The organism is Alistipes sp. i18-0019-D1, assembly GCF_042852885.1.
Taxonomy (GTDB): domain Bacteria; phylum Bacteroidota; class Bacteroidia; order Bacteroidales; family Rikenellaceae; genus Alistipes.
Window position 1 is genome coordinate 1581345 of the sequence record NZ_AP031424.1, and the last position, 15156, is coordinate 1596500.

General features: G+C 62.6%; 10 protein-coding genes and 1 tRNA gene. 2 read left to right on the forward strand and 9 right to left on the reverse strand.

Annotated elements, in window-relative coordinates; all coding sequences use genetic code 11:
* The first annotated feature begins 20 nt into the window (after window positions 1-20).
* Together ACGHP5_RS06700 and ACGHP5_RS06705 are read left to right on the forward strand one after the other, a co-directional pair.
* A tRNA-Leu gene (locus tag ACGHP5_RS06700) sits at window positions 21-106 on the forward strand.
* A 199-nt stretch (window positions 107-305) separates the two neighbouring features.
* The gene (locus ACGHP5_RS06705; RefSeq protein ID WP_390568406.1) at window positions 306-617 is read left to right on the forward strand and encodes a hypothetical protein; all 312 of its coding nucleotides are present in this window, start codon (window positions 306-308) and stop codon (window positions 615-617) included.
* Here ACGHP5_RS06705 and ACGHP5_RS06710 read toward each other — a convergent pair.
* From ACGHP5_RS06710 to ACGHP5_RS06750, 9 genes are all read right to left on the reverse strand, one after another.
* Entirely contained in the window at window positions 572-2593 is a 2022-nt protein-coding gene (locus ACGHP5_RS06710; protein WP_390568222.1) for a beta-L-arabinofuranosidase domain-containing protein, read from the reverse strand. The two genes, ACGHP5_RS06705 and ACGHP5_RS06710, sit on opposite strands and share 46 nt — an antisense overlap.
* An 11-nt stretch (window positions 2594-2604) precedes the next feature.
* The gene (locus ACGHP5_RS06715) at window positions 2605-3978 is read right to left on the reverse strand and encodes an MFS transporter (protein ID WP_337657816.1); all 1374 of its coding nucleotides are present in this window, start codon (window positions 3976-3978) and stop codon (window positions 2605-2607) included.
* Window positions 3979-4015: 37 nt separating this feature from the next.
* Window positions 4016-4900 (reverse strand): endonuclease/exonuclease/phosphatase family protein, encoded by an 885-nt coding sequence (locus tag ACGHP5_RS06720; RefSeq protein ID WP_390568223.1) that lies wholly within the window; start codon window positions 4898-4900, stop codon window positions 4016-4018.
* A 25-nt stretch (window positions 4901-4925) separates the two neighbouring features.
* Complete coding sequence (locus ACGHP5_RS06725) at window positions 4926-5444, reverse strand: sigma-70 family RNA polymerase sigma factor (RefSeq protein WP_337771596.1); 519 nt, start codon at window positions 5442-5444, stop codon at window positions 4926-4928.
* Window positions 5445-5584: 140 nt separating this feature from the next.
* Window positions 5585-7042 (reverse strand): calcineurin-like phosphoesterase C-terminal domain-containing protein, encoded by a 1458-nt coding sequence (locus ACGHP5_RS06730; protein ID WP_390568224.1) that lies wholly within the window; start codon window positions 7040-7042, stop codon window positions 5585-5587.
* A gap of 12 nt (window positions 7043-7054) precedes the next feature.
* Window positions 7055-8872, reverse strand: a complete 1818-nt coding sequence (locus ACGHP5_RS06735; protein ID WP_337771601.1) for a hypothetical protein — start codon at window positions 8870-8872, stop codon at window positions 7055-7057.
* 24 nt (window positions 8873-8896) lie between these two features.
* Window positions 8897-10450, reverse strand: coding sequence for a calcineurin-like phosphoesterase family protein (locus ACGHP5_RS06740; protein ID WP_337771602.1), 1554 nt, complete (start codon window positions 10448-10450; stop codon window positions 8897-8899).
* 73 nt (window positions 10451-10523) lie between these two features.
* Complete coding sequence (locus ACGHP5_RS06745; RefSeq protein ID WP_390568225.1) at window positions 10524-13628, reverse strand: BACON domain-containing protein; 3105 nt, start codon at window positions 13626-13628, stop codon at window positions 10524-10526.
* Between the two features lie 15 nt (window positions 13629-13643).
* On the reverse strand, window positions 13644-15143 hold the full coding sequence (locus ACGHP5_RS06750; RefSeq protein ID WP_337658036.1) for a SusD/RagB family nutrient-binding outer membrane lipoprotein: 1500 nt from the start codon (window positions 15141-15143) through the stop codon (window positions 13644-13646).
* Between the last annotated feature and the right edge of the window lie 13 nt (window positions 15144-15156).

Consider the following 15156-nt stretch of genomic DNA (forward strand, 5'->3'; position numbering starts at 1 on the left):
AGTTGATTCGGGAGTGCAATGCCCAGGTGGTGAAATTGGTAGACACGCTACTTTGAGGGGGTAGTGAACAATTACGTTCGTGCAAGTTCGAGTCTTGTCCTGGGCACTGAAGGACGCTGGTAATCAGCGTCCTTTTTTCTTTTACAGGATAAACAAGGCTTTTTGCGTGATGGGCTTGATCCCTTCAAAGTAGCTCGGAGTGACGAGTGGACCAGAAACTGTCGGGCACAAGGTCACGGACTTGTGTCCGGGCGCCGAAGGCTATAATTCTCAACGGCAATTTTCGCCGCAGGAAGGCTGGGACCGTGTTTGGCCGCGACTGTAAAGTAGTCGCGGCCAAACAGGGCGGACCGGAGATTTCTTTATCCTGCTTTCTTTGGCTCTACCGTGTAAAAAATGGGTTGACAGCCCTGCCCGAGCCGTGGGACGCCCGCACAGACCATTCGCACAACCACCTGATGCTCGGCCACCTGCAGGAGTGGTTCTACGCACAGGTCGGAGGGGAGGGGTATTCAGCGCGACCCCACGGCCGCGGCCTACAAACGTTTCGTCGTGAAACCTGCCGGACGGATCAGCGCACGGGAAACTCCGTGATACGCAGCGTCGTACAGCCGTAGGGAATCAACTCGATCCACTCCTCTTCGGGCGACATGTACATCCGCTGCGAGGAGACGAAGGCGATCGGTCCCGCCGATCCGCCATACAACGCCCAGTCACCCAGGCGGTTGGCCCGCGTGCGGATCTTCACTGGAGAGCCGTCCAGAGTCCAGGGATAGGGCACCATTTCGCCATCGTCCTCCACCACGAAACTTTCGGCGACCGCTTCGGGCCGGACGTTCGCTTTCGGAAGGCAGAAATTCCACGGGGAATCCGAGGTCACCTCGTAATAATAAGGGCCGTAAAGAGCTTGTTTCCCGGGTTCCATCTCACGACGCTCCCACTTCTCGTCCATACGCAGGGCGTAGACCAGCGGACCGCGCTCGACGACGGCCGCCTCGTCGTACCAGCGACGCACGGCGACGCACGCCGGGAAAGTCACGTTCAGACAGTCGCCCGAACGCCACGCGCGTTCCACGACCACGATCCCTTCGCCCACGTTGCGGAATGCGACCTTTTCACCGTTGAGCGTGATCCCGGGTTCGGCGCACCAGCCGGGGATGCGCAGGTGAAGCGGGAATGCCGCCGTCGCCCGCTTCCCGGCCCCGGGCAGCGTCACACGGAACGCGATCCGCTCGCGGAAGGGATAGTCGGTGCGCTCCTCGATGGCGACTTTCATGCCGCCTGCCGTGGTCTCGACCGTCGAAGGGGCGTAGACCAAGGCGGCCAGGCCCCCGTCGCGGGTCGCATACCAAAGATTCTGCACCAGCTTGGGCCACCCCTGGTGCAGGTTCGACGTGCAGCACGGATAACCCGTACAGAGGCCGAAAACGATGTCCGTGTCCTCGTGGGGCGTCGAGAAGGGACGCACCTTGCGCGTGACCTCCACCTGGTTGACCTGCTGGTAATACTGCCGGGCGTCCTGCGCATCGGTCGTCTGGGTCGGCAGGGCGTTGTAGGCAACGCGTTCGAGATAGTCGCCCCACTCGCGGCCTCCCGTGATCTGGAGAATCTGCTCCAGCGAAAACATCATCTCGACGGCCGTGCAGAGTTCCGACCCGAGTGTCGGATCGCCGAAGCGGAGCTTCTCGTCACCGGCCCAGAGACCCGTCGGAAGCCCGATCGTATGGCGCATCTTCTCCACGGCGCGGCCCACCGCCGCAAGATGACGCGAATCGCCGCTCTGCTGCCAGTAAACCGCCGGTTCCTTGAACCCCTGTCCCAGATCGACGCAGTGGAGGCTGTAAGGGCGGCTCAAGTGGTCGCCGTGCAGGAAAGCCCCCGTCCAGTCAAACGTCTGTCTGTGAATCAGCTCGCCCAGTTCGAGCAGGTATTTCTCTCCGGTGAGGTTGTAAAGCCAGTAAACCACCGCAAGGTTGTCGCCGCCGCGCTGGCGGCCCCATCTGGTCCAGTTGTCGAGCGGCGTTCGGGGCAGCTGCGCCAGCTGGTAGCGGAAATAGCAGTCCATGAAATCCAGCACGCGCCGGTCGCCGGTCGCCGAATGGTATTGCTGCAACACCTTGAGAACCACCATGCGGGGCCACCAGTCGCGGGCCTTGTCTCGTTGCAGCCCCGGTTCGGCGGGACGGTCGGTCACGGGACCGAAATTCCCGTCGTCCGTCTGCGAGGCCAGCGCCCACTCGACCCACGGTTTCACCTTGGCGATCAGCCGTTCGTCTTCGAGGATGTAGGCCAGCGGCAGCAGGCCGTCGATCCAGTAGGGACCGCGTTCCCACACATCGCCGTCACCGCCCAGCCAGCCGTTGCGCGGCCCCATGACCTGCGGGTAGAGCGAATCGAGGTGTCCGGTCATGCCGTCGCGCATCCGCACGAGCTGCTCGCCGAGCCAGCCCGCGGGCTTTACGGCACCGATCGGCAGTTCGGCATAGGGCCGCGGCTGGAGCGGCGCGCGGTTGAACCGCATGTCAGACTGGGCGGAGACCGCCGCTGCGGCCGCAAGGGCACATAAAGTCAGGATAAATCGAATCGGTTTCATCGTGTTGCCGTCTATGCGTGTGATCTCTTCGACACGAAGAGCGCCAGGATGAACGAGAGCGCCGAAGCCGCGATCCAGAAGATGATCGCCGTATCGAAATCGTAGGTCGTAACACCGTCCGTGACCGTCTTGCCCGAATTGATGAGCCATCCGCTGACAATGTCCTGCAACCCGGCGCCGACGTAGCTGGCCATACCCACGATGCCGAGGGCCGCACCCGTGGCTTCGCGCGGCACGATGTCGATGGCCATGAGTCCGCCGAGGAAGCAGATCAGCACCCCGATCGCCATGCCGAATAACACCATGCTCAACAGATTGACGAACATGCCGTCGCCCGAATAGAGGAACAGGCACAGGGCGACGGTGTTCAGCACGCCGAAGCCGAATGCCAGCACATTGCGGCGGCCGTGGAACAGCGTGTCGGACAACCAGCCCGAGAAGATCGTCCCGACAATGCCCAACAGGGCGTTGACCGAGATGACCTGCGTGGCCGTGGCCAGCGTATATCCCTTGACCTCCTGGAGGAACAGCACGCCCCAGCCGTTGATGGCGTAGCGCGAGACGTACATGAAGGCACTCGACAGGGCCAGCACCCAGACGAAGGGATTGCGGATCACCGAACGCTGCAACTGGGCCGTAGAGCCATGATCGTGGCTCTGCTCGGGCGACTCCTCGCCGGTCAGCACCTCGATCGGGGGCAGGCCCTTCGATTCGGGGGTGTCGTGCAGCAGGAAGACGATCACCAGCACGCCCAGCACCCCGGCCACCGACGAGCCGACGAATCCCCACTGCCAGCCGAAGATACCGACGACGGCCCCGACGAAAAGGAACGAAAGGAACTCGCCGAGGTTGTGGCTGGCGCTGAAGAATCCGTAGTACGTACCGCGCTTGCTCAACGGATACCAGCGCGAAAGGGCGATGATCGCCGGGGGTGCGCCCATCGACTGCGACCACCCGTTGACGCCCCACATCACGGCGAAGGCCACGAAGAGCGTCATATTGCCCGCCATGCCCCCGCCGTTGGCGAAGCCCAGCGCGCCGACCAGCAGGTTGGCGACGGCCGAGACGCACAGTCCCGCGGCCATGAAACGCTTGATGTTGCTGTGGTCGGAGAGGAATCCGTTGACGAATTTGCCGATGGCGTAGGCGAACAGCAGCGCCGAGCCGATGACGCCCAACTGTGTGGCGTCGAGCGCCCCGCTCTCGAGGATCGGCTTCTTGACCACGTTGAGGCTCGTGCGGCAGACGTAATAGAGGCTGTAACCGACCGTGCCGGCGATGAAGCTCTGGAAACGGAGCTTTTTGTAGAGTTTCATGCGCGCCGCGTCGTCACCCGTGAAGGGCGCCGAAGGTTCGCTTTTGCGAAAAAAGGAAAACAAGTTCATTATCAGTTCGGAAATAGTTTCAGGTTCTAAAATTCGGTCATTCGGAAAAGGCCAGCTGGACCTTCACCGGGAAATGGTCGGACGGCGTGCGGGCGCGGAACGGTTTCGCGCTGCCCGCGGGTTCCTCCGAACGGTAGGTATCCGTGAGGATGCCGTAGCGCAGCACCCGGAAGCCGGGCGTCACGAAGACGTAGTCGATGTGGCGGAAGGTCTTGCGGTCGGGGTCGAAGCCGTTCTCCGTGCCGGTCCAGGCGTATTTGATCTCCGCCAGGTCGAACGTGTCGTACAACAGTCCCGAGCCGCGGAGCACGGCGTAACTCTCGCTCGTCTCGCCGACGTTGAAATCGCCCGTGAGCACGGCCCGCTCGCCGCGGCACATGGTCTTGATCTTATCGAGGACCAGGCGGCAGCTCTCGGCCTGCGCACGCTCGCCCTTGTGGTCGGTGTGCAGGGTGAAGAACCAGAAGCGTTCCTCGGTTTCGCGGTCGAGGAAACGGCCCCAGCAGCAGATGCGAACGTACTTGGCGTCCCAGCCCCTGTTCGGACGCGCGGTGTCCTCGGCGAGCCAGAAATGGCCCGAGTCGAGCAGTTCGAAGCGGTCGCGCTTGTAGAAGACGACCGAGTATTCGCCCGCCTCGGCGCCGTCGTCGCGGCCCACGCCCGTGTAGCCGTAGCCGGGCAGCGCCCCTAAAAGGTCCTCCAGCTGGCTGTGGAACACCTCCTGCGCCCCGAAAATATCGAAGTCGTGGAAGCGGACGAGCGACGCGATCACCGGCAGCCGCCGCTGCCAGCCGTTGCCCTTCGTTTCGTCGCCCGCGTTGAGCTGGCGGACGTTGTAGGTTCCCGTCGAAAGGGTCTGCGCAGCGGCGGGGAGCACCGTCGCGGCTGCAACGGCGCAAAAGAGAATAAAAAGTTTCTTCATATCGTTTTTCAGTTTGTCGTTCGTTTCACTCCGAATCCGGCCAGTAGCCCTTGAACTGCGGCGAGCGGCGGAACCAGCGTATCGAAATCGAAATGTGTTTTTCGACCGTGCGCTGCGCAATGTGCAGCGTCTCGGCGATCTCCCGGTTGGTAAGCCCGTCAATGCGGCTCATGCGGAAGATGCGCGCGGTCTGGGGCGGGAGTCGGTCGCACAGGGCCAGCACCTCCTCGACGAGCAGCGTGGCCAGCGGCGAGTCGTTAGGGGCGTCGAGGAAGTCCCGCATGGCGAGCGTCTCCCACGCCCGGGTCTCCTGCAATCTGTTGAGGTCGATGCTGTTGTAAAGGATCTTGTTCTGCCGCAGCCAGTTCAGGCACTCGTTGTGAGCCATCGAGAAAAGGTAGGCCGGGACCTTGGACCGGTCGAGGCAGGGCCGCCGCTTGAGGAACTTGTAAAAAATCTCCTGGATGATGTCGTCCGCAAGGTCCCCGCGGCCCGTCACGCCGTTGACATAGGCGCACAACCGCGGATAAAGAGCCGTAAACACCTCTTTTACCTCCCGTTCGGTATATCCGAAATATGTGGTTCCGGAATAAAACATCCAATCTTACAGGTTCCGTCCCGCCGGACTTCCGGCTAAAGGCCGGGTCCGGAGCGATTTACGGCGACAGCATCCAAAATCATACCTTACCAGCTTACGCGTTCCACATAAGTCGTCCCGAAACGGTCGGTCACACGAACCTCGCCCGCCTTCACGCCCGGCTCCGGCCTGATCCGGAACATGTGGAACGACTTGGCCGGCTGACAGTATTTGCGGGTGGTCTTGTCGGTCACCGTGGCATAGAGGTCCACGTAATCGGGGTCGAACTCCTCGCAAGGCTCCATTTCGCCCACCTTGACGCCGTCGACCCACCATTCGACAGACCCCCAGGCATCGTCCCAGGTCCAAACATTTGCCAGCACGTAGCCGCTTCCGGTCCGCACGGGCGAATAGAGGCGCATCTGGTGGTTGCGGTCCTTGCCGCAGGAGTGGTAATACCACGACACGTCGCCGCCGTCGACATCGACGATCATGTAGCCCTGGGGCGTGCCGTCGTTGTTGAGGTGCTTGTTCAGGCGCAGCGAACCGGTCGAACGCGTGACGGTAACGGCCGTCAGGTTGTCGATCTTCATCTGCTCCGAGCGGTTGTAGTTGTAGATATACGTGTGGTGGTTGTGCCCGGCCCACGAATAGACGTTTCGGAACTTGAGCAGTTCGTCGCGGTAAACCGGGTAGTTCTTGTTGCGGGTCGAAAAGCTGCTGTGCTTCTTGAACATCTGCGAATGGGCGCAGATCATGACGGTCTTGTCCTTCGGCACATAGCTCAAGTCCTGTTGGAGCCAGTGGGCGATCTCGTCGCTCAGGCCCAGTTCGTAGGACTTCGTGGCGTCGTCGCGCCCGTAGAGGATGTTGTCCACGAAGACGTAATGCATGTCGCCGATGTTCGCCGAATAGCAGGTCGGACCGAGGTACATTTCGAAATAGACCGTTCCCAGCGAGTCGCTCAGGATCGTCGTCTGGTCGTGGTCGTGGTTGCCGATGACGTTGAAGGTCGTCGTGTTCACCTGCTCCGTATTGTCGATATAGGCGTTGTAGACGTTCATGTCGTTGTAAACCAGGTCCCCGAGGTTGATGCCGTAGCACGGGGTGGTGATCGTACTGCGCATGCGGATCATGTCGGGAATGACCACCGACCGGTAGGCCTCGGCCGACCCGTCGACACCGTAGTTCTTGATCTGGGGATCGCCCTGCACCAGCAGCGTGTGGTGCACGGCGGGAACCAGGCGGGGTTCGAGCACGAAATCGGCCTTCACCTCCTCCTGGAAGCGGTCGATGCGCCTGAAGAACTGCGGACAGCCGTGGCGCGCCGGGATTTCGTACTCGGCCGGAACCGACACGAATACGAAGCGGCGCAGTTCGAGGTCGCTCGTCAGCGCATAGCGCCCGTCGGCGTCGGTCTGCGTACAGTTGAGCCCGTCGCTCACCACGACGCCCCCGATGGGCAGTCCGCCGGTCGAGGTCACACGGCCCGTCACATTCGGAGCCTGGGCATAGGCGGCGCAGCAGAGGACCGTCGCCCAAGCATATGAGATCAAACGTTTCATAGCTTCACTTTTTTAGTTGTTTCCGTCCCAGTAATAGCAGCTCGCACGGTCCACGACCGCCTTGTTCTTCACGACGTTGCGCCCGGTGATGAACTGGTCGAAGTTTTCGGGCGCAGCCTTCGGGGCCGCATCGCGCCCCTGCGCCGCCGTGCCCACGCCTCCGCCGACGCCGCACGACGCGACGCGGTCGCTCCCGGTGCGGCCTTCGCCGAGGATCGACCCGGCCAGCCCGAACATGCCCTTGACCACGCCGCCGTTGCGGCAGGATTCGATGCGGGAGTTCCCGCCGTTCCACGTCGTCGCAGCGATGCCGCCCGCCTGGCCTTTCGACCCGGCCAGCACGTCGCCCCGGTTGGTGCATCCCCGGACAGAACCGTTGTCGAACGCCGCGACGATGCCGCCCAGCAGCGCCCCGGCCCCTTCGACAGAACCGAGGTTCTCGTTGCCGTCGAAATCGCAGTAGCTGGCGAACCCGCAGATGCCGGCCGCCCGCCCCGACTCGGAGCGCACCCGGCCCGTGTTCACGCAGTCGCGCACGTCGGCGCTCACCGCCTCATTGCCGTTGACGAAACCGACGATGCCGGCCGCCTGGATGCCCCGCGCGCTGTTGCGCGTGTTCTCGCCCAGCCCGCAGGAGACATCACCCTCGTTGCGGCAGTCGCGGACCGAAGCGGCGTAGACGGCGTCCTTCTTGGCGTAGATGTCGCCCACGATGCCCGCGGCCGTCGAACGGCGGTCGACGCTCGTGCCGTCGAAGCGGACGGCGCCCTTGTTGCGGCAGTGGGAAACGACGACGGGACGCCCCGACAGCCCGACGATGCCTCCGACCGAAGCCTGATAGGTGCTCACCGAGGTCACGGGCGCGAAATTGCCGCAGTCGCCGACGGTCAGCGACTCGTGGGCCGATCCGCAGATGCCGGCCGTGAGGCTGTACGCATGGCCGCGCGTGGTGACCGAGCCGAAATTGTCGCAGCACATCACGTCGCCCTTGGCCATGCCGCAGATGCCGCCCGCCATCTCCTGACAGTAGCGGTCGCTGCCCTCCTCGACGCCGCGCGCCGCGGAGACGATCTCCCCGCGGTTGATGCAGAACTTGGTCTTCACGCGCATGTTGTAGCCCACGATGCCGCCGATGTGGGAGACGATGAACGCGCCCGAATAGCCGACGCGCCCGGTGTTCTCGCAATAAGCCACGAAAGCCCCCGGCAGCGAACGCCCGAGGCTTCCGCCCAGCACGCCGCCCAGGTACATCCGCGGCTCGGCCGCCGGGGCCAGCGACGGGCAGCTGCCCGAAGAGGAGATGTCGCCGCCGTTCTTGCAGCGGATGACGACGTATTTGTTCATGCCGCAGACGCCGCCCACGTAGTTGTCGCGGAGCGACCGCGCCGAGCGGTGCGCAATCGAACCGTAATTCTCGCAGCGTTCCAGAGTGCCGTGGTTCACGTCGGCAACAAAGCCCGCATAGAGCGCGTCGTCGCCATCGTCCGACACCTTCATCGAACAGCTCGCCGCAATCACGAGGTTGCGCACGACGCTGCCCTCGGCGACGAGCCGGAACAGTCCGCCGTCGGTCTTCCAGTTGAGGATCGCGTGGCCTTCGCCGTCGAAGACGCCTTCGAAATTCCCGATCCGCGCAAACCGCTTTACCTTACCCATGTCGATGTCGGCTTTCAGGTGCACTTCGCCGCGCTCGTCCTGCCAGGCGGCGATATCGCCGCCCGCATTGACGGCCTCGGCAAAGGCCGCGAGTTCCGCGGCGGAGGAGATGCCGCCCGCCGCAGCCGCCAAAGTTACCGCCACGGCAAGAAGAGTCAATAACAATTTCTTCATAATCCGGTTAAATTTTCAGGTTCGTTACCATGTTACGGTCGTCGTATAGCGTTCGCCGAAACGGTCCGTCGCCTCGACAGTCGCCCGATCCACCCCCGCCGTGGGCAGGATGCGGAACATGTGCGAGGTCCGGAAAGGCTCGAACGTCGCCGTGGTCTGAACCGAGTTGTAATGGTCGGCCATCCGGACGAAAGCCCCGTCGCAGACGGTCACGCGCTTCATTTCGGCGCCGCTTTTGCCGCTGTCCGTATAGCGGACGGCACCCCAGCGGGCATCGTGGTTCCAGACATTGGCGTAGACGTATCCGTCGCTGTACCAGGCGCCGGGGGCGTAAACCCGGATCTGGTGGCTGCGGTCCAGCCCCGAAGGTACGTCATTTTCATAAGAATAAGGCTTATAGTACCAACTGACCGTCTCCCCGTCGACCTCCACGACCATATAGCCCCGCGGCGTTCCGTCGCTCGACATGCTTTCGTTGAGCCACAGCGCCCCGGTCGACCGGGCCAGGATGTGCGATTCGACGTTGGGGAACTTCGCCGCCGTCTCCTCGGCCGAATAGGCATAGTTGAAGTTGATGTGCGAATGGCCCGCCCAGGAGTGCACGCAGCGGTACTGCGCCAGACGCGAGGCGTAGTCCGGCCCGTGCCTGTCCCGGTCGGCAGGTTCGGAATCGGGCTTGCGGAACATCGAACTATGGGCGCAGAGCATGACGGTCCTGTTCTTGTCGACGTACTTCAGGTCGTTGCACAGCCAGCTGTAAACCTCGTCCGAAAGCCCGTCGCTGTAAGCCCCGACGCTGTTCGGATCGAGCGTGTTGTTCTTCATGACGATGTTGTCGAGGAAAATGAAGTGCAATTCGCCCAGCTCGACCGAATAGCAGGTCGGGCCGAGGTACTCCTCGAACTTCTTCACCGCCTCGCGGTCGGTCGCCACGTTCTGCACATGGTCGTGGTTGCCGATGACGCTGAACACCGGGAAATCGAAATCCGCAATCCCGGCGCAATAGGTCGGATAGAGCGACATGTCGTTGTGAACCAGATCGCCCAGCGCAATGCCGTAAACGGGGCGGTCGGTGATCGACGCGGCCGTCTCCCGAAGGTCGCGGCACATGTCCTCGTACATGTCGATCGAATGGAACGCGAAATTGTCGTAGCGCGCACCGCGCGGACGGATCTGCGGGTCGGCCGTCATCAGGACCGTGTAGCGCGAAGCGGCCTTCCGGCGTGCCTGCAACGTGAAGTCGGCCCGGAATTCGGTCGCCCCTTCCGGAATGCGCCGCCAGAACTGCGGAATGCCGTTCTTCACGGGGATTTCGTATGCCGCGGGAATGGTCACCTGCACGAAGCGCCGTTTCGAAAGGTCGCTTCCGAGCGCATAGTTCCCCGACCCGTCGGTCAGGGTCGTCAGCAGTCCGTCGCTCACGACCACGCCTTCGACAGGCAGTCCCCGCTGGTCGACGACCGTTCCGGTGACGGTCGCATTCCCGCCGTTCGGACCAGTTCCGCCCGGCGCGTCGTTACCGCCGCAGGCGGTCAGCAACCACCCGACAAAGAGTGCAAATAATATTTTCCGTGCCATTCATCGCATTGTTTTAAAAAAACGGGAACGGAACGGAGGCTTCCGCCCCGTTCCCGACCAACTAACCAACCGTTTATTTTCCGTCCCAAAGAGTGTTCCCCGAGCCGGTGAAGTTCGTATCGCTGCAAATGTTTCCGAGTTTCATCTCGAAGGTATGGGCGTCGTCCGCGCCCTTGAGCTGTCCGCCGAACCCGCAGTTTTCGATCACGGTCCCCTTCGCCGAGACACCGGCGATGCCGCCGCTGGTCAGGACCTTGTACTCGGGTTTGGCCGTGCTGCCGTAAATCTTGGGATAGACAACCCCGTAATGCTTGCTGCCTCGGACCGCGGAGTTCTCGCCGAGGTCCCCGACGATGCCGCCGACCTTGACCGTCACCGCATCGCCCGCACCGTCGGCAAACACCAGCGCCTTGTTCAGACAGCCCTCGATCTGCGCGTTAAGCACCTGCCCCGCGACACCGCCCGTAACGCCGTTGCGGTTGGAAGTCGGGAAGCTGCTCGTGTTCGTACAGTCCCTGATCCCGACGCCGTCGGCATAGGCCACCACGCCGCCGCCGATACCGCGGTAAATCGGAATCAGGCCCGAGTTGGAACACGACGAGATGACGTTGGGTTCGCCCAGCGTAGAGGCCGCACCCACGATGCCGCCCGTGCAGTTCGTCCGTTTGGTGCTTTCCGCGGCATCGAAGTCGATGTTGTTGTTATAATAGTCGTTGTTGACCTCGCCGCTGTTGGTGCAACCGGAAACCGAGGCTGCCGACTCATAGATGTAGCCGACGATACCGCCCACATAGGCGGGCATGCCGTTGCTGCGGACCGTCGTGCGCTCCTGCTTGACGAGGGCCAGGTTCTTCGACCCGGCGACCGATGCTTCCGCATAGGTCTTGCCGATTTCACCGAGCAGGCCGGAGATACCGCCCAAACAGCGGACCTTCCAGGCGATGGTTCCTCCCGAAGCGGGGCTGGCCGACACCGTGACGGCCCCCGAGTTGACCGTATTAGAGATCTTGCCGAGCTGATGCCCGACCACGCCGCCCAGGGCGATGATGTCCTCGGTGCTATATTCCATCTGCTCGATCGTGACGGCGCCCGAGTTGGTCGTGTCGCCGTTGCCGGTGACCGTTCCGTCGATGCGCAGCTGGCCCGCGATGCCGCCGACATAGGCGTAACGGGGACCGAAATACTTTTCCTTGAGTGCGCCGTTGGTTCCGTCGGGGTTTCCGGGAACCGAGACCGCAGCCACATTGACCACGTCGGACACGGCTCCGTCGGCCGAACCGACGATGCCGCCCATGATGACGAACTTGCAGATTGCCGCGGCGGTCAGGTTGCCCCGGTTCTTCGAGCCGGTGAGCGCACCGACCGACTTGCCGGCCACGCCGCCCGCATAGACATAGCGGCAGGCGTCGCCCAGGCGGTTGGCTGCGATCGAAAGGGGTTGTTTGTTGGTGCATCCCGTTACGGAGCTGTCGGCCCAGCCGACGATGCCGCCCGTGTAGCTCATGTAGCCGGCCGTAATCTGCAGGGCGATCGTCTTACCGCCCTCGGTGGTGCAGTTCTCGACCGCGCCGCCGGCATAGCCGACCACGCCGCCCGTGTAGATGCCCGCCGTGTTGGCCTTGGGCGTTGCGCCCGAGGAGGAGATGCCGCCCTCGTTGGTGCATCCCGTCACGACGGACCCGGCCTCCGTTTCGGCCACCACGCCGCCGACCGAGATCTTGTTGCCGACGACATTGCCGCTCAGGGTGACGAACGCCGTATTGACGCAGTTCTCCACACGCCCGGTCGCACCGACGAGGCCCGCAACACCGGCCACGCCGCACGCACCGTTCACCGTAGCGGCGGCATCCAGCGTCACGGCCGCCATGTTGCGGCAGTTTTTGAGCGTTCCGTTGCAGACACCGGCGAACGCCGCCGCATAAACGTCCTTCGCAACATTTTTCACCGTGACTTTCGACGTGGCGTCGATCGTCAGATCGCGAATTTCCGACCCCTCGGCCAGGTGGCCGAAGAAGGGCTGCGCCGCGTTCCAGTTCAGAATCAGATGCCCGTTGCCGGCAACGACGCCGTCGAACGGACGCTCCGCAGTACCGATGGCCGTCCATTCGACCCCCTTCATATCGACGTCGCCCAGCACTTCGACGGTCCTGCCGCCCTCGCCCGACGTCCAGTCGGAAATGTCGCCCCCGGCGTTGAACGCCTCGGCGAACATTTTCAGGCCTGCGCCCGAAACGATGCCGCCCGCGGGATAGAACGCCTGTTTGACAGTCGGCAGTGCGGTTTTCGCCGCGATGTCCTTGATCGAGAACTCGATCTCGCCTTCGCGCTCGGTCTTCGTATCGCTGGGGTTCTCCGCAACGGAGAAGGTATAGGTCGTCCGTTCGCCGTCCGGCTCCGCCGCATAGGTCACCCATGCCGGGCAGGTCACGCCGACGACGGTTTCGGACGGAGCCACCACGTCGAACGTGATTTCACCCTTCGCCGCGAGGTCGAGCCTGTTGTCGGCATCGAACGGCACGCCGGTTCCGAACTGGTAAACGGCGTAGTCGGTGCTGTAACCGTGTCCGTCGGTCGGCTCGATGGTCAGCGTGCCGTAACGGCCCGCAGCGCCCGTATTGGCGTCGCAGCGGATGCGGAGCGTCGAGGTGGTCATGCCTTCGGCGTCGGGTTCCGAAGTACTGACGACCTCGGCGTGAATCCACTCCGAATCGACCGGCTGCCACTTCGAGAGGGTCCGGACCTCCACTTCGATGGCCTCGGTATCGTCGGGAGCCACCACGGAATAGACCTTGTCGAGAATGAAGATGTTGCCCGACTGGTCGACGGTCATACGGCAGGTGAAAGCGCCCGCCGAAAGGGTCACCACGGCGTCACGCGACTTGAAGTCCTCATTGGCGGTCACCTCGACGGTGAATTCGCCGCTGCCCACGTGGCTCGTCTCTTCGTCGACGACGCACCATTCGCTGTCGGAGGTCACCGTCCAGTGCACGCTCTCCACGTTGAGCGCTACGGCCACGGTTTTGATCTGGCTCGAACTGGTCATGCCCCGGACAGCGTCCCACGCCGGGGTCAGCACGACCTCCAGTTTACCGGGATACGCCGACGTTCCTTCGTCGGACGAACAGGCTGCGAAAACGGCCGTCGCCGCCGCCAATATCAGAAAAATGAATCTTTTCATATCGTTGGTCTCCTTTTATTTGCGTTTGTCGGTGTGGTCGGCCCACCAAACGTTCGTAGTCATGTTATTCGTGCCTCCGAGCCAGCCGTTCACCGCCTCGAAATAGTGGGTTTTGTTGCGGAACTCCTCGTCCGAGGGGTAGCGCAGGCGCGTGGGCAGGATGCCGTCGTTGGCGGCCAGCGCCTTGACGGGCATCTCGGGATAGCCCGTGCGGCGGTAATCGCACCACGATTCGATACCGACCAGGTAGTTCGAAATCCACTTCTGGGTCATGATCCGTTCGAGGACCTCCTCGCCGTCGAGGGCGTCGAGCGACACCCTGGAGTTGGCGAGGAACGACGTCAGGTCCGCCGACGCGTCGTCGGTCCACTCGCAGACAGCCTCGGAAACGGCCTTCACGTAGTACTCCTTCGGGGTCCCGGGAATCCAGCCGCGGTAGGCGGCCTCGGCCCAGATGAAATAGAGTTCCGAGTAGTTCATCAGCGCGAAATGGTCGCGGTCCTGGATCACGTTGCGCCGGTAGTGGCCCGCCGTGTCGTAGTAGCCCATCAGCTCGTTGTAGGTCACCTGCGTCGGCACGCCCACGAGTTTGTCGAAATAGAAATTCACGCGCGGGTCCTTCAGCCCGACCGACGAGTCGTACATCTCGTCCATCAGCCGTTCGCAGATCATGTTGGCGTTCCAGAGTCCTGCGCGGACGTTGTGGAACGGCGTGTACTGCGCATTGACGTTGGCATCGAACTTCACGTTGGCGGCGTCCGCACGGCTCTCGAAGACGGGATAGACCGACGGGTAGGAGAAAATCTCGTTGAGTTTCGACACGGCGTCGAGGCGCTCGCCCGTCCGGTCGCTCTCGTCCTTGAGCGCGGCGCGCATCAGCAGGCGGACGTACAGCGAATTGCCGAACTTGCGCCACCGGGCGACCTTCCCGTCGTACATGTAATCCTCCAGAGCGTCGAAATCCTTGCCTTCGGCCAGCAGTTCGTTGGCCAGTTCGAGTTTTTCGAACATATCGCGGTAGATCTCCTTCTGGCTGTCGTAGGCCGGGTAGAACTTGCCTTCGGTATACCCTTTGCCGGCCTCGAAATAAGGCGCGTCGCCGAAGGCGTCGGTGATGTGCGAAAGGGTCAGCACCTTGAGGATGCAGGCGATGGCCAGGCCTGTCCGGTCGTTGTCCTTCTCGGCCTGCACGCGCATGGTCTCGGCATTGCCCGCCCAGCGGTAGATGTTCTGCCAGAAGTAGTTGATGATCGAGTTGTTGAAACGGTAGTTGTAGATGCGCTCCGCCTGCGTCTGCGCCTGCACGGTGTACTGCATGAGCTGCGAGTTGACGTCGAACGAACGTTCCAGCAGCGCATATTCGAGACCGAAGGTGATCGGCTGCACGTAGCTCGTGGCATTGGTGGTCTGCAGCGCATTCTTGTTCACGTTCATCTCGTCGAAATTGTCGCAGCCCGACAGGGCGAGCGCGCCGAACGAGAAGAGTGCTGTCAGTTTTATAATCGTGTTTTTCATTTTTCGGGTCCTC